Consider the following 25,457-nt stretch of genomic DNA (forward strand, 5'->3'; position numbering starts at 1 on the left):
GCTGTATAATTTTAGAATGATTTTTCCTTTTATCATACTATCACGATTTCAAGCGTTTTTTTCTATGAATACGACATCTAATGGTGAAAATATTCAAATTAAGAATATGGAAAATAGACAGAGGCGCTTTCATAAAAGACGTAAAAAGGTTATTGCGCAAAGCAAAAATCGAATTGGCATAACTATTGTCTTTTGCATTATAATATATATTATTTTTGCAATCCGCTTGATTCAATATGGAAATCTTCAACTTGAACCGATCATTCATTTGACGAATGTGGAAGAGTATGGAACATCACGCCCTGATATTATCGATAGAAATGGAGAAATATTGGCAACGGACATACGTACTTTTTCTCTTTATGCTGAGCCACATAAGGTTATTTCTGCTGATGAAATTATAAAAAAGCTGCAGGTGGTATTACCTAATCTTGATATCAAAGTAATTCGTCGTAAATTATTGTCTAAAACAAAATTTCAATGGCTGCGTCGTCAATTGTCCCCTCAACAGCAGAAGCGTATTTTAAACTTTGGGCTTCCAGGATTAGGTTTTCGCATTGAAAAACGTCGTTTCTATCCCGCATCTTCTCATACGTTACATGTTGTCGGCTATGTTGATATTGATAATCATGGTATTTCAGGTATTGAAAAATTTATTGATATGCAAGGTTTGACGAGTAGATCCACAATAGAGAAGGGTGAAAAAAACCTGCCTCCTATTAGATTATCCCTTGATTTACGTATTCAAAATATAGTCCATCAATCCTTAGTTGAAAATATGCAAAAATATAAGGCAGAATCTGCTGGAACAGTGATTATCAATGTTTCTACCGGAGAAATTATTTCTATGGTTTCTATTCCTGACCATGATCCGCATGAAGCAGTGAAAGGGGGAAAAGAGGGGTGGTTAAATCGTGTTTCTTACGGAATCTTTGAAATGGGATCTATTTTTAAGGCATTTACTATCGCTATGGCCATTGATAGCGGTTTGTTTACCGTCAAAGATAGTTTTGATACGCGTTATCCTATTCAGCAAGGGAAATATTTTATCAATGACTTTCATCCGCACAGTCGTATGCTCACTATTGCAGAAATTTTTCGATATTCTTCTAATATTGGAGCTGCTAGAATTGCAGATGCTATTGGTATTGAAGAACATAAAAATTTTTTGCATAAATTAGGTTTGTTGACTAAACTAGAAACAGAATTGCCTGAAATTAAAGCTCCTTCTTATCCATCAAAATGGAAGAGAGTGCATTCATTGACGATTTCTTTTGGGCATGGTCTTTCGACCACTCCTTTGCAAACCGCCGTTGCTGCTGCCGCTCTGATTAACGGTGGTCAGTTGATTCCGCCGACCTTTATGGTTCGTAGTCGTGAAGAGGCGGAGAAAAAATCTCGTATAATTCTTAAAAAGAAGACAGTAGAAACGATGCGTTCTTTATTACGTGAAGGTGTTATGAGTGGTTCGGGAAAGCGGGCATTTGTTCCAGGATTTGAGGTTGGGGGGAAAACTGGTACGGCTCAGAAAGTTATCGGAAATCGCTATTCAAATGAATTGAATTTTAATACCTTTCTTGCTACTTTTCCTGCGAGTAATCCTCAATATGTTGTGTTGAGTTTTATGGATTCTCCAAAAATAAAAGAACAGAATCAGCTTACGGCTGGCATAAATGTTGCTCCTATGGTAGGGGATATTATTCGTCGGTCGGCTTCTATGCTTGGTGTCAAACCTACTTTTTTAAAATAATACTTCCATGACATGATAGTTTAGATAATATAATCCGAAAAGCGATCAAATTATTTTAATCTCAATTTTTTAAGGGAAGATATTATTGAAATTACAAGACCTGATATATAAGGATTTTCCAGAACTTATAAATCAATTATCGCGTTTTCCAATACAATTAAGAGAACGTAGAATTCATGATATTTCATCGGATAGTCGCCATATTCAAGTGGGATGGATGTTTGTTGCAATTGTTGGAAATCAAGAAGACGGCCATTTCTTTATTCCACAAGCGGTAGCGCAAGGTGCTGGGGTTATTGTCGTTTCTTCTATGCATCAATCGCAGGATTTTTCACATGTTGTGAAGGCGGATATTCCAATCCTTGTGGTTGACAATACAAGACGATTTTTATCTCTTGTAGCAGCGAGATTATATGGAAAACATCCTGAAAAAATATTTGCTGTTACAGGAACATCTGGCAAGACCTCCGTCGCTTCTTTTGTACAACAGATTAGTCAACATGCTGGTTTATCATCCTTTCAAATTGGTCCAATTAGTTTAATGCCCTCCCTTCAAAGAGAAGATAATCGCTTAACCACTCCTTCTCCTGTTTATATTGCTCAAGCATTAGCATATCTTGCTTCTCAAGGCACAACACATGTGTCTATTGAGGCATCAAGTCATGGGTTGGATCAACATAGGTTAGATGGTATAAAATTTATTGCAGGATCTTTTACTAATTTTGGACGAGATCATATCGATTATCATAAAACGCAACAGGCTTATTTTAATGCTAAAATGCGTCTTTTCGAAGAATTATTGCCTAAGGGATCTCCAGCAGTTATTTGCAATAATGATGATGATTCTTGGTCAAATAAAGTGATGGAACGTGCTCACAATGCTGGTTGTCGTGTGTTATCAGTGGGCTATAAAGGAACATTCATCCGTCTTAAAAATCTGACTCAAATAAATGACAAACAACAAGTCAGTATATCTGTTGAAGGGAAGGATTTTGATTTTCTTTTCCCTTTGCAAGGAGCATTTCAAGTCTCTAATGCATTAGTTTCTGCAGGATTGTGTATTGCAACAGGAATAGACGTTCCCGTTGTTATTGAGTACTTAGAAAAAGTTAATGTTATCCCTGGGAGATTTGAATTTATTGGCAATAATTCTAAAGGCGGAAGAATTTATGTTGATTATGCTCATACCCCTAATTCTCTTGAGATGGTTTTACGTAATCTTCGCAATATTACATCAGGTCGTATTATTGTGGTTTTTGGTTGCGGCGGAGATCGTGATCGAGGAAAGCGCAAAATAATGGGGAAAATTGCTTTGGAATTAGCCGATTTATCTATTGTTACTGATGATAATCCACGTTCTGAAAATCCTCAAGCTATTCGCGCTGAAATTATTAATGGTTTTCCTGGTTTTATTGAAGAAGGAAATCGGCAAGAAGCAATACGGATTGCTATATCTATGTTAAATAAAGAAGATGTATTGGTCGTAGCTGGAAAAGGGCATGAGACTGTGCAAATTATCCACAACGGAAAAATAAAAATGTCTGTTGATTGCGATGTAATACGTGAAATTTTGAGAAAATTTCCATGAGTAATCTATGGACATTTCATGATTTACTCCATGCTATACAAGGAAAGGCTCTTGGAGAAGTTCCCGAAGATTTCGTACAGGGTATTTCAATAGATAGTCGTTCAATTGCTCCGAAAGAAGCGTTTTTTGCTATCAAGGGCGATCATTATGATGGCCATGATTTTGTATTGCATGCAGTTCAAAAGAGCGCGTGTCTCGTGGTTATTAATGCAGAGATGATGGCATCTATAGGACCATTGTCTGTTCCGGTTTTTGTAGTAGAAGATGTTTTATCTGCTCTTAATAAACTTGCTTCGGCAGCGCGTCTTCGCTCTCAGGCAAAAATTATTGCTATTACTGGCTCTGTTGGCAAAACCACCGCCAAAGAAATGCTTAAATTAGCTTTGTCTTCTGCAGGGAAAATCCATGTTAGTATTGCTTCCTATAATAATCATATAGGCGTTCCCTTAACATTGGCACAGATGCCTGCTGATGCTGAATTTGGAATTTTTGAATTAGGTATGAGCCATTTAGGTGAGATTCGTTTTTTAACGCATTTGGTTCGTCCTCATATTGCTATGATTACTACGATCGCTCCTGCGCACTTAGGAAACTTTTCAGGAATAGAAGAAATTGCATCTGCCAAATCAGAAATTTTTGAGGGATTAGAAAAAACAGGGACTGTCCTTCTCAATCGTGATGATTCTTTTTTTGAATTTCTTAAAGAAAAATCTCATTTGTTAGGAATATACAACGTTTATACTTTTGGCGAATCTATTGATGCTGATTTCCGGCTACTGACCTTAGAGCAATGTTCTGAAGAATCTAGGATGAGAGTGCAATTGCAAGGGAAATCAGCAGAAGTTGTTCACCATGCAGTTGGACGTCATATGGCTCAAAATATTCTAGCAACATTAGGCATTGTATCACTTCTTGATGCTTCTATTGAGAAGGCTATACAGGACATTTCTCTTTTTTATCCTCAAAAAGGAAGAGGGAAGCGTTATCGTTGTGCATTGAAAGAAGGTTTTTTTACTCTGATTGATGAGAGTTATAATGCTAATCCCACTTCTATGAGGGCAGCAATATCTGTTTTGTCTCAAATATCTCCGCATGGAAAAGGGCGTCGGATTGCTGTACTCGGTGATATGTCTGAAATGGGAGAACGAGCGGAATCCTTTCATATTGACCTTGCAGAAATATTATGTTCATACAATATTTCACATGTTTGGTTGAGTGGTGTTCACGTTCTAGCATTAAAAAATGCGTTGCCCAAGGATATGCATGTTCATTACCGTGAAAGGATAGATGATTTTCTTTTATTCATCCAATCATCGCTTATTGATGGAGATGTCATAGTTATAAAATCTTCTCATTCTTGTGGATTTCATTCTCTTGTCGAATTATTGCTTGAGGAATTTACACTTATTCAGTAAGACCTTTATAAGCAAATTTTTATAAAGATACCCAAGGGGTTAAAATGTTTATCCGATTGGCTGATTTTTCAGAATATCACGTGATTCTCAATATTTTTAAATATATTACCTTTAGATCAAGTGCAGCATTTTTAAGCTCTGTTTTTATTGTTCTTGCTATTGGTCCTAAGATTATTGATTTGCTCCATTCGTTCCAAGGAGAAAAAGGGCAGCCTGCTCGAGTTTCCGATTTACCAATACATGCTAAAAAAATAGGTGTCCCTACTATGGGAGGGATAATGATTTTGGTTGGCATTATAGGATCATCTCTTTTATGGGCTGATATGTCCTCTCTGCACGTCAAAGTCATTTTGTTCTTAACTATAGGCTTTGGTTTGGTCGGCTTTTGTGATGACTATATGAAAATTAAAACAGGGGATAAAAAGGGACTATCGTGGAAAATAAGGATTGCTGTAGAGCTTGTTCTTGCTACTTTTGCTGTTTGTGCTTTGCTGTTTTATTCGAAATCTTCACTCTTTAATGTAGAAACGACGACCTCTATAACATTTCCTTTTTTTAAGGATTTTATATTGGATATAGGAATGTTTTTTATTCCTTTTGCTGCTTTGGTTATTGTTGCGACTGCTAATGCTGTTAATCTGACAGATGGCCTTGATAGTCTGGCTATTGTGCTAGTTATGATTGCATCTGCTGCGTTTTCTATTATCACTTATGTCGCTGGGAATATTGTTTTTTCACATTATTTACAGATCAGTTTTGTTCCGGGAGTGGGCGAATTAGTTGTCATTATCAGCGCTCTAATTGGCGCAGGATTAGGATTTCTATGGTTTAATGCTCCACCAGCTTCTGTTTTTATGGGAGATACGGGTTCGCTTGCTTTAGGTGCATTAATTGGAGGAATCGCAGTTTCGACTAAACATGAGGTTGTTATGATTATCATCGGAGGGGTATTCGTTGTTGAAATACTCTCTGTCATTATTCAAATATTATATTTTAAGATGACTGGAAGGCGATTTTTTCTAATGGCTCCTATTCATCATCATTTTGAAAAAAAAGGATGGGCTGAAAGTCAAATAATTATCCGTTTCTGGATTTTTGCTATTATATTAGCGGTCGTTGGATTATTAACATTGAAAATGCGTTAGTTTTTTTATGAACTTAAAAAATTTTCGAAATCGCTTGATTGCTGTTTTAGGATTAGGCCGTTCAGGATTATCTGTTGTCGGCGCTCTGAAGAATTCAGGTGCACATGTCATTGCTTGGGATGATCATTCTCATTCTTTGACACAAGCAAAAGATATGGGCATAGAAATCGTTGATTTTCGAACTATTCAATGGTCAAAGATTTCATCTCTTATTGTATCTCCGAGTATTCCTCTTACTGGGGATAAGGCTCATTGGTGTGTTAAACTAGCCAATCAATTTAATGTTGAAATTATTGGAGATATTGAATTATTTGTGCGTGAAAGGCGTTTTTCTACGTTTCATTCTCCTTTTATAGCTGTTACTGGCACTAATGGTAAATCATCTACTGTTATGTTGATTTCTCATATTTTGAACCAAAATGGTTATGATGTGCAATTAGGTGGCAATATTGGTAATCCGATTTTAAATCTTGCAGATTTTTCTTCCCATCGTTTTTATGTGATTGAGTGTTCTTCTTATCAAATAGATTTAACTCCAACGATTGATCCTTCAATTGGGGTGCTTTTAAATGTTTCTATTGATCATCTTGATCGACATAATACTTTGGAAAATTATGCTAGGATTAAAAAAAAGCTCGTTGCAAAGAGCCAACATGCTGTCATTTGTATGAATGATGATTTATGTAAGACAGTCGCATCTGATATGGCTACTGCAGGACATTCAATGACGAGAATATCATCTCAACCTATGCCATCAGATTCTGATTTTTATATTGATGGATCCCATATTAAATGTTCTTCGACATCAAAAACTATATTTGCTTTATCTCAAGAAGACAGGAGATATAATATGCACAATGTAGCCGCATCTATTGCGGTTTGTATGCGATTAGGTTTAAAAATAGATGAGATCAAGAGAGCTATATCTTCATTTAACGGTTTGACACATCGTTTACAGAAGATAGCGCAATTAGGACAGGTTATTTTTATTAATGATTCTAAGGCAACGAATCTGCATTCTGTTATGCATGCATTTTTAAATGAAAAACGTGTAATTTATTGGATTGGAGGCGGTTTATCTAAGTCTGATGATTTTTCAATTATTTTTCCTTTTTTGTCCAAAGTAGCAAAAGCCTATTTTATAGGTGATTCTGCGACTATATTTGCCCATCATCTAAGAGAAAAAGTAGAATGTGATGTTTTTCAAACCCTTGATCAAGCTCTTACAAGCGTTGTTCGTGATGTAGTTAATACAACAATTCCTTCGGTTGTATTATTTTCTCCAGGATGTGCAAGTTTTGATCAATATAAAAATTTTAAAGAGCGAGGATTTTCTTTTATGTCACAGGTTTCTGAGATAAAGAATATACAAATGCTTGTAGATATAGAGGAAGAAAGGAAATTTCCATGGTAAAACGATCTGAAAGAGGAATTCTATCGGAATGGTTTTGGATCGTAGATTGGTTTTCTCTCGTGGCATTTTTACTTTTGTTAGGCTTGGGATTGATGTTATCTTTTGCGGCATCGCCTGCTGTGGCAGAAAAATTGGGATTAGGGAGCTTTTATTTTGTCAAAAGACACGCTCTTTTTCTTGTTCCATCCATCATCACTATGATATCTTTTTCATTTTTTTCACCACAAAAAGTAAAGAACACAGCATTTATTTTGCTTTTGGTGGCATTAATTGCCATGGTATTAACGTTGTTCTGGGGAATGGAAATTAAAGGTGCTAAACGTTGGTTATATATTGCAGGAACATCAATTCAGCCTTCTGAATTGATGAAGCCTTCTTTCATTATCGTATGTGCTTGGTTTTTTGCAGAACAAATGTGCCATCCAGAAATACCAGGGAATATTTTCTCTCTGATATTATTTGGAATTGTGATATCTCTATTAATCGCTCAACCTGATTTTGGTCAAAGTGTTCTAGTATTTTCTATATGGGCTTGTATGTTTTTTATTACAGGTATTTCATGGTTATGGATTATTGTATTTGCTTTTGTAGGAGCAATCATTTTATTTATGGCCTATCAAACGATGCCTCATGTCTCTATTCGTATTAATCATTTTATGACAGGAATAGGGGATTCTTTTCAATCGGATAGTTCACGTGATGCCATCATTAACGGTGGATGGTTTGGTAAGGGACCAGGGGAAGGGGTTATAAAACGTATTATTCCTGATAGCCATACGGATTTTGTTTTTTCTGTAGCTGCTGAAGAATTTGGTATACTATTTTGTATTGTTATTTTATGTATTTTTGCTTTTGTGGTGATACGTGCATTTCTCTATTCTTTAACTGAATCAGATGATTTTATTCGTATTTCTATATTTGGTCTTGCGTTGCAGATAGCTCTTCAAGCCTTTATTAATATTGGTGTTAACTTACATCTTCTTCCGACTAAAGGTATGACAATGCCTGCTATTTCATATGGTGGATCTTCTATCTTGGGAATGTGTGTTACAATGGGTTATCTATTGGCATTGATGTGTCGTCGTCCCGAAAAGCGCGCTTATCAAAAAGATCAAAATTATAGTCATATTGCAGGATCGTAAGTATGACAAAATATGATTATAATCTTGCAAAAAAAAATGCCATATTATTAGTGGCGGGTGGAACCGGAGGACATGTATTCCCTGCAGTAGCATTGTCTCATGAATTAAAAAAAAGAGGATATCCTGTTTATTTAGCAATAGATCATCGTGCTCAATGTTTTGTTGAAGATTTTTCTCCAGAGGAAATATATGTCGTTCCTTCTTCTCAGATTAGATTATCTAATCCTGTTGTAATTTTTCGTTCTTTAATGGCGTTGTGGAAAGGATTCATCGTTTCTTTACGTCTGATAAGAAAACTCAAACCTAAAGTCATTGTTGGTTTTGGAGGGTATCATACTCTCTCTCCTATGTTGGCAGGAATAATATTGCAAATACCCTCTATGATTCATGAACAAAATGCTGTAATGGGAAGAGCAAATCGTCTCTTATCTTGGGGAGTTAAAGTTATTGCAGGAGGTCTGTTATCTTCTAAAAAAGGATTGTTATCACATAAAATTATTATAACAGGAAATCCTGTACGCAATGCATTTATCAAAATGGCTAATATTCCTTATCAGGCAAGTTATTCTAATCAACCTTTTCGTTTGTTGATATTTGGAGGGAGTCAGGGAGCAAAGGTTTTTTCAGATATTATTCCTAAGAGCATCGCTCTGATACCAAAAGAACAACGTCAAAGACTCATTATTACACAACAAGTGAAAGAAGATGAAAAAGAAATAGTACAAAAAATATATGATGATCTAGGATTGAAAGCACATATTTCTTCTTTTTTTAAAGACATAGAAAAATACATTTTTGAAGCAAATTTGTTGATATGTCGATCAGGAGCTTTGACGGTGTCTGAGATAGCTGTTATAGGACGTCCAGTAATTCTTATTCCTTATCCACATTCTATTAACCAAGATCAATTGCATAATGCTTGGTTTTTACAAGAAGGAGGAGGAGCTAAAGTTATAACACAAAATTTTCTTTCTCCCGAACGATTGGCTAATGAGATTTCTTCTGCTATGAAAAACCCAGAGAGTTTAGTTCAGATGGCTAAACAAGTTTCTATGAAAGGAAAATACAAGGCTGTTTTATTGCTATCAGATTTGGTTGAACAACTTGCTCGCAAAGAGAGTGTATCTAGTTTAGGAAGGAAATACACATGCTAATTCCACATGGGGTTGGTCCTATACATTTTGTAGGGATAGGTGGAATAGGGATGAGTGGTATCGCTGAGGTTTTGCACAATACAGGCTATCAAGTGCAAGGATCAGATGTAATCCTTGGCCCTAATGTTCAAAGACTTCATAAACAAGGTATTAAAGTTTCCATTGGTCATAAAGAAGAAAACATTGGTAATGCCGAAATTCTTGTGGTTTCTACGGCGATTGATAAAGACAATGTTGAATGTGTTGCGGCACGTGAAAGAAATATTCCCATAATATATCGCTCTGAAATGCTTGCAGGACTCATGCGTGCTCGCAAGTCTATATCAGTGAGTGGAACACATGGCAAAACGACAACGACTTCATTAATCGCAGCATTACTCGAACAGGGCAATTTAGATCCAACAGTGATTAACGGGGGGATTGTCAATTCTTACGGAACCAATGCCCGTATAGGAACAGGTGAGTGGATTGTTGTTGAGGCGGATGAATCAGATGGCACGTTTATAAAATTACCTTCAGATATTGTAGTCGTTACGAACATTGATCCAGAGCACTTGGATTATTATAGCGATTTTGATGCTATTCGTGCTGCTTTCTATAAGTTTATTGATAATGTTCCTTTTTATGGTTTCGCAGTGGTTTGTCTAGATCATCCAGAAATTCTTTCTCTTGTTGCGCGGATTCAAAATCGTAAAATCATTACATATGGTCAACATCCTCAAGCTGACGTTTGCTATTCTAATATCAGAAAATATTCAGGTCGTTCGATCTTTGATGTTACTCTTCAGGGTAGTTTGACCCCAACCCCTATAGAAATTAAAGATCTTGTTTTACCATTGATTGGCAATTACAATATTTCTAATGCTTCTGCTGCTATTGCTATAGCTCATAGATTAGGCTTGTCATCTGAAGATATTGCAAAAGGTTTGGCGGGATTTTCTGGTATCAAGAGAAGGTTTACTCTCATTGGAATTTGGAATGATGTGCATATTTTTGACGATTATGGTCATCATCCAGTAGAAATTAGTGCTGTTCTTTCTGCCGTTCGTCAAATTTGTCCTGGCAAGGTTATCGCCATTCATCAACCGCATCGTTATACCCGCCTTTCGACGCTTTTCGATCAATTTTCCAAATGTTTTGTTGATTCTGATACTGTACTGATTTCTCCTGTTTATGCTGCTGGAGAAAAAGTTATATCAGGGTTTTCTTCTCAGGAATTGGTGCAAAAAATTAAAGAAAGTGGACATCCTGAAGCATATTACTTGGATTCTTTTGATCATCTCGTTTCCAAAATATTAGATATTGTAGAGCCGGGTGATTTTATTATCTTCTTCGGGGCGGGAAATATCACCCAATGGGCAGCTTCTTTGATCGGAGAACTAGAGTTAGTTACCGAACAAAAAAATGTATGTATGATGTGACTCATGAAAGAATATCTCGTCTCTTTTAGAAAACGAGTTCAACAATTAAGAGGAAAATTTCAGGAAAATTTTCCAATGAAACAGGTGACATGGTTTCGTACAGGTGGTAATGCGGAATTCATGTTTCAGCCCAAAGATATTCATGATTTAAAATATTTTCTAACACTTTTACCAAACGATATTACCATAACAATCGTAGGCCTTGGTTCTAATATTTTAGTGCGTGATGCTGGTATTAAAGGCGTTGTTTTACGATTGTCGCATTCTGGCTTTAGCCAAATTGAAATGAAAAGTGATTGTGAAATTGTTGTAGGGGCTAGTTGTTCAGGAAAATTTCTAGCTAACTGGGCTATGCACCATGGTATTGGGGGGTTGCATTTTTTTTATGGCATCCCAGGATCTATCGGGGGTGCAGTATATATGAATGCTGGCGCTAATAATTGTGAAACTTCTCAATGTGTTGTAGAAGTGCATGCCATGGATCGTATGGGCAATCAACACATTATCCCGCAAAATAAAATGGGATACCAGTATCGTCATTCACTCCTTCCAAAAGATTATATCATTACTCATGTTTTTTTAAAGGGATTTCCAGAATCTCAAGATGTTATTCGATCTGCCATCTCTACGGTATCTGTTCATCGTCAAACGGTACAACCAATCAAAGAGAAAACCGGAGGATCTACTTTTAAAAATCCTATGGGCCATTCTGCATGGAAATTAATAGAAGAATCCCAGTGTCGTGGATTAGAATTTGGTGGGGCAAAAATATCAGAGTTGCACTGTAATTTTATGATAAACACAGGCAATGCAACAGGATATGATCTTGAATATCTTGGCGAATTAGTTCGCAAAAAAGTTCTAAAAAAAACAGGAATTGTCTTAGAATGGGAGATCAAGCGTTTAGGAGAATTTGTTGATCATCGTATAATTGATGATACGACCATATTTTAGATTTTTCATTGATATAAACAATATTATGGGCCTTTATCAGAAATGATGAAGGCATAAGCTTTTATTTTATATTGCAATCGTTGACAAAACAAGTAATCTACTTTTAGACTAAAATCCTCTTTGTAGATCAAACATAATTGTAGCATTATAGGCTTATACATTATAAACGATTCAATGAAAGTATTGTGTGATTAATTATTCAATAAATTATCAATGGAATATGAGAATACAGCATACTAATATTTTTCATGCCCGGTTGGTGGAAATGGTAGACACACTTGGTTTAGGTCCAAACGCGAAAGCGTGAGGGTTCGAGTCCCTCACCGGGTACCAAATATCTTAATGCACGAATACAAAAGCTTATGGAAGTATGTTTTGATATTTTTATATCATAGATTTCTTATCGTAAAATTGTTATAACTCTTAGAGACCTTGCGAAGAGCACGGAAGATTTGATTAAAAAGGTTGAGAAAAGCGATGGCATAAAAAAGGACCATGCAGTTGATCTTGCCGTAAGGGCACAAAGAGAAAAAGCAATAGGTCTGAATAATTTCCTTGCTGAAGCTCGTGTTCTTGTTAACAAATTACCTAAAGATGATAGCGTTCGCAGTCAGTGTGAGACTAGAAATAATCTTGTACGGTCTGAATTAGGCGTTATTAATAACAAAGTCAGACAATACGATAACGAATTGCGTAATCGTATTGGGCGGGATTATAGTAATGACGGTTCTCTTTTTTTCCGATCCTTTCCTACAGTTGAGGGTAGCGGGTGGCTTTTATCTCCGACTTCCTATTTTCTTTCTTTTGCTGGATAATCTTTAGGAGAAAGCGGTGTAATTAGTGATGGATTAGAGAAGAACTATATTAGTGCTGAGGCTTTAGATCCATGTTTCACTGAGCTATACGAGATGTTTTTAATTGATTTTAAAAACTCTATAACTCATGAGCTTGTCCATAAGAGACAAATGAAAAAAAGGAAGCACTTACCCAATCTACAAAGACGGCCAAGGCAAGAGTAGAAGAACTCCGTAATGCCGAAAAGACCGATCCTGACGACGGTGAAGGGTTAAAATGAAGAACTAAAAGAAGCCTAAAAGGAGGAAGCCAAACACGCTGATTTGTGGGAGGAGCCGCCCCTATCTGATGATGAGAGGATTTCCAATGTCTTCAAGGACGTTGAAAGGCTTAGACCGCTTTCAAGTATTTCTAAAGTTACAGAAAAAGAGGCGGATGATACTTCACTGTCCTTAGATTATACTAAGGAAGAAAACAAACAGCCAAGCTATGATCTTCCTGATGCTATTTCAAAACGATTTGACGATCTTAAAGACTCCAAAAGCTGGATAAAACGCAAACCGACTGCCCCCCATCACTTTTGAATTTGGACATCTTATACAGCTTCTCCGTCTACCCCGAGACCTGCGGCCCGAGAGGAAATAGATAAATTTATAGGAGAGAGGGTCTTCGGCTCTTATTCTGGTAGAATTTCAGATACTAGTCGACCAGATGCCCTGTCAGGATTAGACGTCCCTCATGCTGAATATGGAAGAAAAACAGATTTACCAGTGAATAGATATGTTACTATTCCTCGTATTGATATCGGAGAACCTTTCGGTGGGTTAAGTGGCAAGAAGCGTCGTGTCTTTAAGGTTTCATTAAGAGTTATTAATACCGCAAACCTTGAGATTCGTATAGGAAAAGACAATTCTTGGGTTTGTGTGGAGCAGTTACAAGGTGCGCCGAAAATCGGAGAATTTGAAGTATTCATGCAGGATTCCTGCGGTATTGACTCGGAGTTGACTATACGTCAAACATCGCCATCACCGTTTTGTTTGACTTCTATAACAGCTCATCTAGCAACGGAGGATTAAGGAATGGTCGACTGGGCAAAGTGGGCTAAGTTTACCGCAGGCGTAACGACCGCTATTTCTCAATACAAAGAGGGAACACAAAGGGCAGAAGCGGATAGATACCGATCCTCATTGGCGGAGGAGAACGTCAAAAGGGCTGGGTTTTTGCATCTTGAGAGAATGGAGAGGGCTAAAAGAGAGGGCATACTAGAAGCAGGACTGTTTCGGATGAAATCGGAGATGTCAGGTCTGTCAGGTGTCTCTGCTGATATTTAGGTAGGACAGCGGTATATGGATGTTTACAAAGATATCAATCGAGAAAGGGTTTCAAGACAACAAACCGTCAGTCGTTTTCTCACAGAGTATAATTGGTATCAAAAGAATACGGATGCAGCTGATGCTAATAAATGGTGGGCTTGGAGCTACGGCGTTAAATACAACAGTGGGCATGTACGCTAAGGGCTAGACTCAAAAAAGTTAATACTATAGTGATACACTTTTACGTTGATTTTTATATATTAGGAGCAAATTAAATGTTAAGATTAAACGTATTAGTAGTACTTCTTTCGGCAAGCATTATATCTGGATGTGTATTTTCTGCTAATCCTCGAGTCGTGGGGGTTAATAAACCCGATGGAATAGTAAAAACCGAATATCAGATTGGTCCGTTAACCAAATACCCCTCTCCTAGAGAATTAGAGGACGTGGTTACTGACGTAAAAGACATCTGTATGAGTTTGAAATATAGAAGCATAAAACCATTGGGGGATAAAGTTATTAAATCATATGGTATTAGTTTATTTAAGTATCAGTCTTTTGTCACTCAGAATTTGTTATTTGTTACTCCTTCCGTCGCTAAGAGGAGCTATCTGTGTATAAATTAACTAAAGCTAAGAGAAGAAAAGGTTAGGAGTAAATTAAATGTTAAAATTAAACGGATTAATAGCGTGTGTCAGGAGTGCGGATATACCAAAAATGTTGATATCAACGCTGCTCGTAACATTTTAGCGGCAGGGCAATGCCGTATTTGCCTATGGAGGAAGCACAATTAAGCTTTCCAGTGAAGCAGGAACCCACTGAGGTGAGTTAGGCAATAATCTAAACACTGTAGGAATCCTCGTCCTTTAGGACGGGGTGGATTTCAAATTTTTCAGTATAACGAGCTTATCTTACAATAAGATAAATAGATATTTATGTAATGATAAGGAATAGTGGATTCTATTGCTTTTGTACCTTGTTTTAATCGTCATATACTTTTAGAATAAAAGAAATCTGTATAGGAAATCCTGTAAACGTTTGATATATATTGTGTATTTAAACGTATGAATAATTTGTAATCCTAAAGAATAGTAATCGATGATGCTTGGTTTTTTACTTGAAATTTATTCTGAAGAAATCCCAGCGCGTATGCAGCGCAAAGCTACTGAGGATTTAGGTAAAAACGTTACCCGTTTATTGAAAGAATATGGCTTAAGCTATGAGAGTATACGTCAATATTGGACACCGCGTCGTTTATTTGTGTACCTTAAAGGTTTAACTCCATCTTCTCCTGAAAAGATTGAAGAAAGATTAGGTCCAAGAGTTGGGGCAAGTCAAAAAGCTATTGAAGGGTTTTTACATTCCACGGGATTAAAAAAAATTTCTGATTGTAAAATTAAAAAAGATCCTAAAAAAGGAGATCTTTACCTAGCAGTTATTAAAAAACCAAAGCGTTTAGCAGAAGATATTATAAAAGAGATAGTGCCTATCGCTATTCAAAATGTTCCTTGGCCTAAATCAATGCGTTGGAGTACCAATAATTCTCCTGTCAGTGATTTTTCGTGGATCAGACCATTACAATCCATTTTATGTGTCCTTTTTTCCAAAGAAGGGAAAAGCACAATAATTGATCTTAATCTGAAAGGAATACCTTGTGGAAATATTACTTATGGCCATCGTTTCCATGCACCGCAACCTATCAAAGTTAAATGTCTTGATAGCTATATAAGTGGTTTAGAAAAAGCAAAGGTATTGCTTGATCCGGAACATCGTCGCAATACCATTCTTCGTGATGCACGTCTTTTATCCTCTGTTAATGGAGTAGAGTTAGTAGAAGATGATGGGCTTTTAGAAGAAATTGTAGGTCTTGTTGAGTGGGTTCAGGTTCTGATTGGTTCGTTCGATGAAAAGTATCTTTGTCTTCCAGAGGAACTGATTCGTTTGACTATTAAGACCAATCAGAAGTGTTTTGTTACACGTACTCGTCAGGGTAAGCTTGCGAATCGTTTTATACTTGTTTCTAACATTCAAGCTTCTGATGGTGGAATAGCAATCGTACAAGGGAATAGCAAGGTGGTTGCTGCTCGTTTAGAAGATGCTTTGCATTTTTGGAAACGCGACCAAGAAAATTTGCCTGATATAGATTCTTTAAAAGAATCAGCGCTCAAGTTTAATCTTGATTTATCCAAACCGTTAGATCAACGTATGGCAAAACTTGATGCGTTGAATGTGGTATTCCATGCTAAAATAGGAACGCAAGGAGAACGAGTATCACGCATAAGATTATTAGGAAAAAAGATAGCGCAATTAATAGGGGTTGATATTGCTTTGGTAGATCGTGCAGCGGTGCTATTAAAAGCAGATCTTTGTACGGATATTGTGAGGGAATTCCCAGAATTACAAGGGAAAATAGGTAAAGAATATGCGAATTTACAAAATGAAACCATCGTTTTAGCTATTGAAGAACATCTTAAACCACGTGGTCCGCTAGAAACTGTTCCAACGGATAAAATATCAATTACTTTATCTTTAGCAGATAAGCTGGACACTCTCATCAATTTTTGGGCGATTAATGAAAAGCCTAGTGGTTCGCAAGATCCTTATGCATTGCGCAGAGCGGCTCTTGGTATTATTCGTATTATATTAGAGAATAAAATTCATATCCCTCTATCGCAGTTTGTGGAAGACCAAAATCTCATTCTATTTTTTCATGTTCGTTTAAAATTATATTTGCGTGAAATCGGTATCCGTCATGATCTCATCGAAGCAATATTACAACCTGAAAATGACAATCTTTTAGTTATTGTTGATCTTATCAAGTATTTAAATGAGTTTTTTAATAGTGAAAAAGGAAAAAATTTTCTCTTTTCCGCTAAACGTATTCTCCAGATTTTAGCTATAGAAGAAAAAAAAGGAAGGGAAATATTACCTATCGCTCCTCAGAAATTTTCTTTAGAGGCTGAAAAAAAGCTGTATACTGTGATCTCTGATCTCGACCTCCATATAAAGGACAGCATGCATAATAATGCCTATCATCGGATTGGAGATCTCTTGTTTTCTTTACATGAACCTATTGAAAGCTTTTTTGATAATGTAATGGTTAATGTAGAAGATCAGGAAGTTAGAAATAATCGTCTTGCATTGCTTCAATGTACGAAAAAAATCATTATGAAAGTTTTTGACATTCAGAAAATTGTTTAGTCAGCCCTCATAAAAAATGATAGCTTTCCACCTTTGTCAATAATTGTTTGTTTTTTAAAAAAATGACTACTTCAGCGCAGTTGCTTAGCAGGTTTTTGCAAAGCCATTGTTTTGTTTAAAGATTGATCAAGATATTGAGTGCATTCACTCATCAATTCATCAATTTTATCGACAAAAAAATGATTGGCATTCGGAATAACTTTATGGGTTATAGAAATTCCTTTTTGATTCATAATCTTATTTACTAATTCTTTGATGTCAGAGGCTGCTGCAACCGTATCATCGCTTCCATTAATAATAAGGCCGGAAGAGGGACATGGAGCCAAGAAAGAAAAGTCATAGTTCCTAGGTTGGGGAGATACAGATATAAAGCCATTGACTTCGGGGCGTCGCATCAAAAGCTGCATAGAAATCCATGCTCCGAAAGAATAACCGGCAATCCAACAACTTTTACTTTCTGGATTGAGAGATTGAACCCAATCTAAAGCTGCTGCTGCATCGGACAATTCTCCGTCACCATAATCGAATTCTCCTTCACTTCTTCCGATACCTCGAAAATTAAATCTCAATGAGACAAATCCTCTTTTTTGGAAGAGATAGAATAACTGGTAAACGATATTATCATTCATTGATCCACCGAATCGTGGATGAGGATGAAGGATCAATGCAATAGGAGCATGTGGATTTGTAGAAGGTTGATAACGTCCTTCTAAACGGCCTGATGGGCCATTAAAAACTACTTCTGGCATGATGTAATAGCACTTTTCTAAGAAAGAAGTTAGGAACTAAAATCAATCCAATAGCGTTTTAAGGATTAAATCAACAACAAAGCTAACAAAAAACGATTGGACTTGATACTAATTTCTTTATTATATACTATAGAAGACGGTAATAGCAACGACACAAGAGTACCTAATATCTGTTTTTCAATTGGTTGTAAATAATATTTATGCAAAAAAGAGAAAAAATTGTTAAAAAGAGTTTATCTTGATTGGAATGCCACAGCGCCTGTTCTTGATGTTGCGCGAGAATCTTTTATCAAAGCCTTATATTTTCATGGTAATCCTTCATCTATTCATAGAGAAGGGCAGAAGACGCGTCTTCAGATTGAAGAATCGCGTCGTATAATAGCTGATTTTTGTGGGGCAAAATCTGATCATGTTATTTTTACAAGTAGTGCTACAGAATCGGCGAATTGGGTATTAACACCCCACTTTTACAAGGGATCCCAAAAGATTCAAATAGATTCTCTTTATGTGTCGGCTATAGAGCATCCTGCTGTTTATGCGGGGGGGCAATTTTCTTCTAATCATATTCATGAAATACCCGTTTTATCAAAAGGAATAGTTGATATTCAGGCATTGGCTGATTGTTTAGATAAGAGAGATTCTGCATGTGGTCTACCTATGATTGCTGTTATGCTTGTTAACAATGAAACAGGAGTGATTCAGCCGATTCACGATGTTGCACAAATAGTGAAACAATATGATGGAATTTTAGTTGTTGATGCCGTACAAGCAGCGGGACGGATTGCTCTTTCTATAGAAGAAATAGGCGCTGATTTTCTCATTATATCGTCACATAAGCTGGGGGCGCCTATAGGAGCGGGAGCACTTGTTTTTCGAGAAGATATTTTGTTACCTTCTCCTCTTTTACGGGGAGGGGATCAAGAAAAAGGGCATCGTGCAGGAACAGAAAATTATGCGGCTATTTGTGGATTTGCTGCCGCAGCACAGAAAATGAACGAAGATATACAAGAACGTTCTTTTCGTATTACTTCCCTACGAGATTATTTGGAAAGAGGCTTAAAAGACTTAATTCCAAATATTATGATCTATGGCGCAGATGAGCAACGCATTTCGAATACCTGTTGTTTTAGTATACCCTTTCTAAAAGCAGAAGTTTTACAAATTGCTCTTGATCTTGAAGGCATTTCTGTCTCTGCTGGATCCGCATGTTCATCTGGAAAGCTTAAAAAAAATCATGTATTAGCGGCGATGGGCTATGATACATCGCAAGGTGCTTTGCGCATTTCTTGTGGCGATACCACTACTCAGGAAGATATTGATGCTTTTTTAAAAGCATTGCATAACGTGATCAGCTATTCTTCTTTATAAATTAAAAGAATTATTCAAACTCTATTTATGACAAAATCCCTGGAAATTTATGATAAGCGATGAGACTCTTTGATAAGGGAGATCTTGTAAAATACTGAAAAATGATTCTCTTTGATTAATGTCTAAAATGCTTTATTTTTGAGGATGGAGCGTATGATTGCTTATTTTTTCCTGAGAGATTAATGTTTTATTATGCAGTTGGTTTTATCCTATAAAAAAAGTATTTTATTTTGAAAAAATATATAGTTACCTCTTAATTGATAAACAATGATACATTTAAATTATCTTTTTTTTCTTAATTTTTTCACTTATGACGCAATTAATCTCTTGACCTTTTTCCTTAAATATAGTTGTAGGTGAAATTGATTGTTTGTTTGCTTGGAATTTAATATTTGGAACAAGATAAGGTCTTCTTCGACTAGGATTAAATTATGTATAGGGGTATTTTTTCCAATGAATCAGAATCTTTTTGGAGGCTTTCACAGCCATAATATTGATGCCACTGAACATGAAAGTTTTTGGATTATTTGTTATAAGGGAATCCTAAGGCAACATGATTGGATTTTTTAGATTTTAAACTATTGTATAACATACAATGAAATATTTTTTATAGAGTATGATTTCTTGATTTTGATGAAATATAAATAAGTATTTAAAAAAGTAAATTTATTAGTGTTGTTGTTTGTTTTATGACAAAATATAAGGTTTGATATAAGTATTTTATGTAGACATCTTGGTTTTTTTTATTTATCCTGCAGAAGGTAAGCTTTCTTAGTAATATTTTTTTATATAGATTTTTTTTGCTCAACTGTGCTTATTTTTTATTGTATGTTAATTTAGCGTTGATTTGATTTTACGATAGCTTTAAGGAAGAATATAGTTCATGTCTAAATCTCCCATGGGTCAATTCGTTGTGCATAAAATCATTCCGATTGAAATTGGTGGTATTGATTTTTCTTTCACAAATTCTTCTCTTTCAATGCTTATTAGTTCGTTAATTATATTGACTTTTTCTTTTATGGCTGTGCGTAAATATCGAATTTGTCCTACGCGTTTGCAATCTGTTTTAGAAATTACGTATCAGTTTGTCATGTCAACCTTGTGTAATTCTGCCGGACCTCGATCTAAGAGTTTTTTTTCTTTTGTTTTTTCACTTTTTCTTTTTTTAACAACCGCTAATTTATTGGGTATGTTTCCGTATCTTTTCTCGTTTACAAGTCAGATTGTTATAACAACAACTTTTGCACTTTTAGTAATTTTGGTTGTTATCATATCTGGATTTTATGTAAATGGTTGGGGTTTTTTAAAACTATTTCTTCCTTCTGGAATACCTATGGTCATGCGACCACTGGTTTGTTTTGTAGAAATTGCTTCTTTTTTTTCGCGCCCAATTAGTTTGTCTTTGCGTTTATTTTCAAATATCATGGCAGGGCATATTATGTTAAAAGTATTCGCTGGATTTTATTTTTCTATTCTATCTTTGGGTATGTTAGGGATGGTTTTTTCACTTTTGCCAGTATTTGTGAATGTTGCTATAACAGGGCTTGAATTTTTTGTTGCATTTATGCAGGCCTATATTTTTCTGATGTTGACGTGTCTATATATCGGTGATGTATATCAAGATGATCAGCATTGAAATCTAAGGAAATGATTTTGAAAAAATCATTTATATTTTACTATAATCGGTTCATGAGGAGACTATAATAATGGAAACAGAAGCAGCTCGTATAGCGATTTCTTATTATTCTGGAGCAGCAAAATATATTGCGATCGGTATGGCGTGCTTAGGAATGGGATTTGTTGCACTTGCCATTGGTAATATTTTTTCTAGTTACTTATCGGGGGCTTTGCGCAATCCATCTGCGGCAGCGGATCAGCAGGCGCGCGTTTTAGTCTTTGCTGCAGTTGCTGAATCATTAGGAATATTTTTACTTCTCATAGTAATACTTCTTCTTTTTGTGATTTAAAGGTATATTTTTTTGATTGATATCTGCTGTCTTCTGGCTATATGCTAGGGATAGCAAATCATCAGATCATTAGAGGTATTCTTTGAATAATTTTTATCTATCATTCGTTCAATAAGATCATTCTATGGCTACATCTTCTGATTTTTCTAGTAAATTTCCTCCCTTTGATACGAGTACATTTTTATCGCAGTTCTTTTGGCTTGTCGTTATTTTTGGTATTTTTTACTGGATAATGCATCGCTTTGTTTTGCCTCGATTAGCTTTTGGTATGATATTGCGTCATAATCAAATCTCATCTGATCAGAGTAAAATGGAGGCTGCCGTTATGGAACTAAATTCGATGACTGCATCTTATGAAGAAGCGTTGGCAATTGCCCGTACAAATGCAAAGGAAATTGTCCAAAAAGCTATCATTGATGCCGAACAGAATTTAGAATGCAAAAGAAAAATGTTCGAAAAAGATTTATTGCATGAAATATCAGTTGCGCAAAGAAAAATAGAATCTACCCAAGAAAAATCATTAAAGGAACTGCAATCTGTATCAGAAGGGATTACCAAGGATTTGATTCACAAGCTGATGGGCATTTCTATATCAGATGTAGATATAGATGTTGCAATGAAGAAAATTAAAATAAGGGAAGGGAAGGCGTAGATGCATTTTGATGAGACTTTTTTAGTTTTTACGTCTCTTGTTGCTTTCATCCTCTTATTAATATATTTGCGAGTTCCTGCAAAAGTATTGTATTTTCTAGATGCACGTGCTGATCGCATTCGTGACGAACTTTTTGAAGCACGACGTTTACGTGAGGAAGCGGAAAACGTTTTGGTGCAGTACAAAGAAAAGTATAGTAAGATAGGAACAGATGTTCGTGAAATTATTGTCGTCGCTGAACAAAAGGCAAAGCTTATTAAAGATGATAATTGTAAAAATATAGAAAAACTATCTGATTTGCATCTTGAAAATGTCAAAAGAACAATTCATTGCATGGAATTAGAAGCTAAACGCCTTTTTTATATTAAATTAGCATATTTTTCTATAGAATATGCCAAAGAGATTATTTCCCAAAAGATAGATGACGACATTAGTTGTCATATTTTTCAAGATGCGATACGTGAAATTGAACAATATAAAAACTAGATTAATTTATAAAAAAATATTTTAGCTTTTTGAACGAATATAGAAAAACTATCTGATTTGCATCTTGAAAATGTCAAAAGAACAATTCATTGCATGGAATTAGAAGCTAAACGCCTTTTTTATATTAATGAGAGGTGTAAACTTTACTCACGTTTTTTATACCATCAAGGTATAAATTTTGTTCAATTGCATTTGTTTATATTACATTGAAAAAGGTTTTGTCTGAAAATTGCTAAAGAAATTATTTCTCCAAAGATAGAGATTGGAGAGTGATATTACAGAATATCGCCAATATTCTTTTGTCGCATAATAAGTATTATGGAACATTGGATATATTGTTATGGGTTATCAAACATTAATTGATTTGGTTACGTTAGTTTACATCGTTTATGTCGAGATTAAACATAAACGAAGTTTAAACTACATATGGGAACGTTTTGTTGAACATCTGCAAACAAAACGGTTGGTCATTAATCACCAAGAAGAAAAATCTACAAAAATAAAACATGTTGAAGAAAAGGAAAAAAACTAAATGGTTTTTCGAAGAAAAAGAACTTATGCTTATGCTCGTAGTAATTTCGGTCGTAGTAATTACTCTCGTTATAGTAAGCCCCGCAACCGTTTTACTGGATTTATGAAAAACGGACGTTGGTATTATTATAAATCTAAAACTCTTAAAAATCGTTCTGTAAGAAGTGGAAACCGTGTTTATAAAAAGAAAAATGTAGGTCAACAAGGTCTTGTTCTACAACTTCCCTCTGGAACTCAAGTTGTCAATGTTAATACTAGACGTAAATACACTAAATCACGGTTTTAAGGGAGTTTTTTATTAATGGATCTTCGTGTTTTATCTAAAAACATAAAGAAAGACGTAAAATATCTTGTTAATCTCTCTTCTGAGATTGATGCTTTTTTGAAGTCTTCTGATGAAAGTTTGGAACATAATCTTTATCGCACCTTAAATGATTTATTTGTCAGTCATGATAAAAGTCATCGTGCTTTTATGAACCTTTTAGACGAATTCAAAATTAAATTAGATTTTGTATCTAAAAGATTACGTGTTGTTGAAAACCAGTTATCAAGAATTGAGAAACGTTCCAAATGCGAAGTTATCGATTTTGATACTGGTTTTTCTTTATTAGAAAGTAAATAAATGTCTGAGAATGAGACTATTAAAAAGACTGTTAGAACGGATAACAGTAAAGGTATTGTTCATGCCTTTAGGGGTTCTGCTAAATATCGACGTCATCCTAAGTTTCCTATTAGAGGTGCTTTTAGCCCTTTTCAATTACAGCCTGTTTGTTTAGCCCCTGTTTTTGGTGGTGAAACTGTTGAAAAGGTTTCTGTTAATTTGAAACTTGTTTCAACTCGTTTAAAAAATTCTTTAAGTGGTTTTTGGCATGAATTCTATGTTTTTTATGTCCCTTTGATTTCTTTTGATGATATGTACCTTGATTTAGCGAAGTTTTCTTCAGATTCGGTTATTAATAATGTAGATACCTATTCTGAATCTGTATCATCTGGTAGTAAACTTAATTATTATCATCGTTCTGGGATTAATTATATTAAGCGTTGTTTGAAATCCGTAACGGAAACATATTTTAGACCACGTGAGAATAATGTTGCGGTTTCATGGGATAAGTATACTTATAGAGGCTTGCCAATTTGCCATGTGCAAAGTAAAGGATACATTCAAGATTTTTTACCTGATGAAGAAATTGAGCAATCTGTTGAGGAAACCGCTGAAAGCGAACAATATAAGACTTGGGAAAAGCTTTATGCTGAGGGTTCAACATCTTTTTCTTTTAGCGATTATATGCGTTATTTCGGATTTGATATTGAACGTATTAAAGAAGAAAAGATTAAATTGCGTGAACCCTACCCCCCTGAATTATTAGGTTTTCATCGTTCTTATCAGATGCCTAGAGATCATTATGATATTTCTACGGGTAAATATGTCAGTAATTTAAAGTTTGATTATAACCATATGCTTTGTTATCGTCGTAAGCGTAAATATCTTAATCATCCTGGATTTGTTTTGTCATTAATGGTTTTAAGACCAAAGGTATATGCTAAAGACCAATTGGGAACGCTTACTTCCTATATGAGTGATTTAAATTTATTTCAGCCTGATGTTTTGCGTTCTGATTATCATCATTCCGTTAAAGTTTTTGAAAAAAACAAGGGTGTTTATTCGGGTAGAGATTCGGAATATATGATTGATTTTGCAGACCTTTATCGGAACGGGGAACAGTTTGTTAGTGTTTCTGATGAGAAAGACCCTTATAATTTTGTCGGTAATGCTGTTAATTTTGGTAAAAGTGCTTATGCTTCTTCTGAAGATATAGCTTCGTTATTTATGGATGATGGTCACTCTTTTCATTATGACGGTTTAGCAGACATACAATTTAAATCTCGTGTTGTATCTTCTGATGAACAGAAACGTTTGTCTTTTGATTATAAATATCATTCTTTAGACCCTACAACTGGCGAGGTTAAACTTAAAGATGCAACTAGTTCTGTTAATTCTTCCGTTGCTAAGCCTTTGGTTATTAAGCCTTTCGTTGCTAAGCCTGACGAACCTAAGTCTGCCGTTGCGACTATGTTGGAGGAACATGAAAAAAGGGTTTATGAAGAAAGGGTAAGAGGTCTTGAATCTGAGTACAATCCTATTCATTACAAACCTACTATTGGTTGTCTTTGGTCTTTTCCTGAGAAAGGAACTACTATTATTCCTAAGGGTGTTAAACGTAAAGACGTTCCTGGTTATATAGAAAAACCTATCTTTAGATATGGAGAATAAATATGTTTATTGGTTATTTGTCTGGTTTAGTTTTATTTTGTTATCTTGGATTGGCTTGTTGGATTCTTTGGGATATCATTAAGCTGAATAATACTATGACTTGTTTGAACAAGAAAAGATTGAAATTATTTTCAAAAGTT

The 25,457-nt window shown here is 35.4% G+C and carries 24 protein-coding genes and 1 tRNA gene; 24 read left to right on the forward strand and 1 reads right to left on the reverse strand.

Annotated elements, in window-relative coordinates:
* Positions 1-16: 16 nt before the first annotated feature.
* The 16 genes from CKC_RS03240 to glyS all read left to right on the forward strand — a co-directional run bounded on the left by CKC_RS03240 (position 17) and on the right by glyS (position 17,292).
* Positions 17-1,750 carry a peptidoglycan D,D-transpeptidase FtsI family protein gene (locus CKC_RS03240; protein WP_013462070.1) on the forward strand — a complete coding sequence of 578 codons (1,734 nt, stop codon included), beginning with the start codon at positions 17-19 and terminating at the stop codon, positions 1,748-1,750.
* Positions 1,751-1,835: 85 nt separating this feature from the next.
* On the forward strand, positions 1,836-3,338 hold the full coding sequence (locus tag CKC_RS03245; protein WP_013462071.1) for a UDP-N-acetylmuramoyl-L-alanyl-D-glutamate--2,6-diaminopimelate ligase: 1,503 nt from the start codon (positions 1,836-1,838) through the stop codon (positions 3,336-3,338).
* Entirely contained in the window at positions 3,335-4,753 is a 1,419-nt protein-coding gene (locus CKC_RS03250) for a UDP-N-acetylmuramoyl-tripeptide--D-alanyl-D-alanine ligase (protein ID WP_013462072.1), read from the forward strand. Before CKC_RS03245 ends, CKC_RS03250 begins: the two co-directional genes overlap by 4 nt.
* Before the next feature lie 44 nt (positions 4,754-4,797).
* Positions 4,798-5,898 carry a phospho-N-acetylmuramoyl-pentapeptide-transferase gene (mraY, locus tag CKC_RS03255; RefSeq protein WP_013462073.1) on the forward strand — a complete coding sequence of 367 codons (1,101 nt, stop codon included), beginning with the start codon at positions 4,798-4,800 and terminating at the stop codon, positions 5,896-5,898.
* 7 nt (positions 5,899-5,905) lie between these two features.
* Positions 5,906-7,312, forward strand: coding sequence for a UDP-N-acetylmuramoyl-L-alanine--D-glutamate ligase (murD, locus tag CKC_RS03260; protein ID WP_013462074.1), 1,407 nt, complete (start codon positions 5,906-5,908; stop codon positions 7,310-7,312).
* Entirely contained in the window at positions 7,306-8,454 is a 1,149-nt protein-coding gene (locus CKC_RS03265) for an FtsW/RodA/SpoVE family cell cycle protein (RefSeq protein WP_013462075.1), read from the forward strand. The genes murD and CKC_RS03265 overlap by 7 nt, the downstream gene beginning before the upstream one ends.
* Positions 8,455-8,456: 2 nt before the next feature.
* The gene (gene murG / locus CKC_RS03270; RefSeq protein WP_013462076.1) at positions 8,457-9,608 is read left to right on the forward strand and encodes an undecaprenyldiphospho-muramoylpentapeptide beta-N-acetylglucosaminyltransferase; all 1,152 of its coding nucleotides are present in this window, start codon (positions 8,457-8,459) and stop codon (positions 9,606-9,608) included.
* A complete protein-coding gene (murC, locus tag CKC_RS03275; RefSeq protein WP_013462077.1) occupies positions 9,602-11,029 on the forward strand; it encodes a UDP-N-acetylmuramate--L-alanine ligase in 1,428 nt (475 codons plus the stop codon). Before murG ends, murC begins: the two co-directional genes overlap by 7 nt.
* 3 nt (positions 11,030-11,032) lie before the next feature.
* The gene (gene murB / locus CKC_RS03280) at positions 11,033-11,983 is read left to right on the forward strand and encodes a UDP-N-acetylmuramate dehydrogenase (RefSeq protein WP_013462078.1); all 951 of its coding nucleotides are present in this window, start codon (positions 11,033-11,035) and stop codon (positions 11,981-11,983) included.
* Between the two features lie 250 nt (positions 11,984-12,233).
* Positions 12,234-12,316: transfer RNA gene (locus CKC_RS03285), tRNA-Leu, on the forward strand.
* A 119-nt stretch (positions 12,317-12,435) separates the two neighbouring features.
* The gene (locus tag CKC_RS03290; RefSeq protein ID WP_013462079.1) at positions 12,436-12,798 is read left to right on the forward strand and encodes a hypothetical protein; all 363 of its coding nucleotides are present in this window, start codon (positions 12,436-12,438) and stop codon (positions 12,796-12,798) included.
* A gap of 303 nt (positions 12,799-13,101) precedes the next feature.
* On the forward strand, positions 13,102-13,362 hold the full coding sequence (locus tag CKC_RS03295; protein WP_013462080.1) for a hypothetical protein: 261 nt from the start codon (positions 13,102-13,104) through the stop codon (positions 13,360-13,362).
* 186 nt (positions 13,363-13,548) lie between these two features.
* The gene (locus CKC_RS03300) at positions 13,549-13,854 is read left to right on the forward strand and encodes a hypothetical protein (protein WP_013462081.1); all 306 of its coding nucleotides are present in this window, start codon (positions 13,549-13,551) and stop codon (positions 13,852-13,854) included.
* 3 nt (positions 13,855-13,857) lie between these two features.
* Positions 13,858-14,109, forward strand: coding sequence for a hypothetical protein (locus tag CKC_RS05815; protein WP_013462082.1), 252 nt, complete (start codon positions 13,858-13,860; stop codon positions 14,107-14,109).
* 257 nt (positions 14,110-14,366) lie between these two features.
* Positions 14,367-14,717, forward strand: coding sequence for a hypothetical protein (locus tag CKC_RS03310; protein WP_013462084.1), 351 nt, complete (start codon positions 14,367-14,369; stop codon positions 14,715-14,717).
* A gap of 475 nt (positions 14,718-15,192) precedes the next feature.
* Positions 15,193-17,292: a glycine--tRNA ligase subunit beta gene (glyS, locus tag CKC_RS03315; RefSeq protein WP_044054313.1), complete on the forward strand. Its 2,100-nt coding sequence runs from the start codon at positions 15,193-15,195 to the stop codon at positions 17,290-17,292.
* A 71-nt stretch (positions 17,293-17,363) separates the two neighbouring features.
* On the opposite strand, the gene CKC_RS03320 is transcribed toward glyS, so the two are convergent.
* Complete coding sequence (locus tag CKC_RS03320) at positions 17,364-18,041, reverse strand: alpha/beta hydrolase (RefSeq protein ID WP_013462086.1); 678 nt, start codon at positions 18,039-18,041, stop codon at positions 17,364-17,366.
* Positions 18,042-18,260: 219 nt separating this feature from the next.
* On the opposite strand from CKC_RS03320, the gene CKC_RS03325 reads away from it, so the two are divergent.
* From CKC_RS03325 to CKC_RS03365, 8 genes are all read left to right on the forward strand, one after another.
* Positions 18,261-19,409 (forward strand): cysteine desulfurase family protein, encoded by a 1,149-nt coding sequence (locus CKC_RS03325; RefSeq protein WP_013462087.1) that lies wholly within the window; start codon positions 18,261-18,263, stop codon positions 19,407-19,409.
* An 883-nt stretch (positions 19,410-20,292) separates the two neighbouring features.
* Positions 20,293-21,045 (forward strand): F0F1 ATP synthase subunit A, encoded by a 753-nt coding sequence (locus CKC_RS03330; RefSeq protein ID WP_013462089.1) that lies wholly within the window; start codon positions 20,293-20,295, stop codon positions 21,043-21,045.
* A 70-nt stretch (positions 21,046-21,115) separates the two neighbouring features.
* Positions 21,116-21,376: a F0F1 ATP synthase subunit C gene (locus tag CKC_RS03335; protein WP_013462090.1), complete on the forward strand. Its 261-nt coding sequence runs from the start codon at positions 21,116-21,118 to the stop codon at positions 21,374-21,376.
* A gap of 124 nt (positions 21,377-21,500) precedes the next feature.
* Complete coding sequence (locus CKC_RS03340) at positions 21,501-22,028, forward strand: F0F1 ATP synthase subunit B family protein (protein WP_013462091.1); 528 nt, start codon at positions 21,501-21,503, stop codon at positions 22,026-22,028.
* Complete coding sequence (locus tag CKC_RS03345) at positions 22,029-22,514, forward strand: F0F1 ATP synthase subunit B family protein (protein WP_013462092.1); 486 nt, start codon at positions 22,029-22,031, stop codon at positions 22,512-22,514. It abuts the gene before it with no gap.
* A gap of 532 nt (positions 22,515-23,046) precedes the next feature.
* On the forward strand, positions 23,047-23,331 hold the full coding sequence (locus tag CKC_RS03355; RefSeq protein ID WP_013462094.1) for a hypothetical protein: 285 nt from the start codon (positions 23,047-23,049) through the stop codon (positions 23,329-23,331).
* Positions 23,332-23,346: 15 nt separating this feature from the next.
* Complete coding sequence (locus CKC_RS03360) at positions 23,347-23,667, forward strand: hypothetical protein (protein ID WP_013462095.1); 321 nt, start codon at positions 23,347-23,349, stop codon at positions 23,665-23,667.
* A complete protein-coding gene (locus tag CKC_RS03365; RefSeq protein WP_013462096.1) occupies positions 23,668-25,317 on the forward strand; it encodes a hypothetical protein in 1,650 nt (549 codons plus the stop codon).
* Positions 25,318-25,457: the final 140 nt, after the last annotated feature.

The sequence above is a fragment of the Candidatus Liberibacter solanacearum CLso-ZC1 genome (assembly GCF_000183665.1).
GTDB lineage: Bacteria > Pseudomonadota > Alphaproteobacteria > Rhizobiales > Rhizobiaceae > Liberibacter > Liberibacter solanacearum.

Bases quoted from the DNA above. Each gene is read 5' to 3' on its own strand.
- CKC_RS03345 (WP_013462092.1), top strand. From the start codon at position 22,029: ATGCATTTTGATGAGACTTTTTTAGTTTTTACGTCTCTTGTTGCTTTC.
- CKC_RS03365 (WP_013462096.1), top strand. From the start codon at position 23,668: ATGTCTGAGAATGAGACTATTAAAAAGACTGTTAGAACGGATAACAGT.
- murD (WP_013462074.1), top strand. From the start codon at position 5,906: ATGAACTTAAAAAATTTTCGAAATCGCTTGATTGCTGTTTTAGGATTA.
- CKC_RS03355 (WP_013462094.1), top strand. From the start codon at position 23,047: ATGGTTTTTCGAAGAAAAAGAACTTATGCTTATGCTCGTAGTAATTTC.
- murB (WP_013462078.1), top strand. From the start codon at position 11,033: ATGAAAGAATATCTCGTCTCTTTTAGAAAACGAGTTCAACAATTAAGA.
- CKC_RS03360 (WP_013462095.1), top strand. From the start codon at position 23,347: ATGGATCTTCGTGTTTTATCTAAAAACATAAAGAAAGACGTAAAATAT.
- CKC_RS03265 (WP_013462075.1), top strand. From the start codon at position 7,306: ATGGTAAAACGATCTGAAAGAGGAATTCTATCGGAATGGTTTTGGATC.
- CKC_RS03250 (WP_013462072.1), top strand. From the start codon at position 3,335: ATGAGTAATCTATGGACATTTCATGATTTACTCCATGCTATACAAGGA.
- CKC_RS05815 (WP_013462082.1), top strand. From the start codon at position 13,858: ATGGTCGACTGGGCAAAGTGGGCTAAGTTTACCGCAGGCGTAACGACC.
- CKC_RS03340 (WP_013462091.1), top strand. From the start codon at position 21,501: ATGGCTACATCTTCTGATTTTTCTAGTAAATTTCCTCCCTTTGATACG.
- CKC_RS03335 (WP_013462090.1), top strand. From the start codon at position 21,116: ATGGAAACAGAAGCAGCTCGTATAGCGATTTCTTATTATTCTGGAGCA.
- CKC_RS03320 (WP_013462086.1), bottom strand. From the start codon at position 18,041: ATGCCAGAAGTAGTTTTTAATGGCCCATCAGGCCGTTTAGAAGGACGT.
- CKC_RS03330 (WP_013462089.1), top strand. From the start codon at position 20,293: ATGTCTAAATCTCCCATGGGTCAATTCGTTGTGCATAAAATCATTCCG.
- murC (WP_013462077.1), top strand. From the start codon at position 9,602: ATGCTAATTCCACATGGGGTTGGTCCTATACATTTTGTAGGGATAGGT.
- murG (WP_013462076.1), top strand. From the start codon at position 8,457: ATGACAAAATATGATTATAATCTTGCAAAAAAAAATGCCATATTATTA.
- CKC_RS03310 (WP_013462084.1), top strand. From the start codon at position 14,367: ATGTTAAGATTAAACGTATTAGTAGTACTTCTTTCGGCAAGCATTATA.
- mraY (WP_013462073.1), top strand. From the start codon at position 4,798: ATGTTTATCCGATTGGCTGATTTTTCAGAATATCACGTGATTCTCAAT.
- CKC_RS03240 (WP_013462070.1), top strand. From the start codon at position 17: ATGATTTTTCCTTTTATCATACTATCACGATTTCAAGCGTTTTTTTCT.
- glyS (WP_044054313.1), top strand. From the start codon at position 15,193: ATGCTTGGTTTTTTACTTGAAATTTATTCTGAAGAAATCCCAGCGCGT.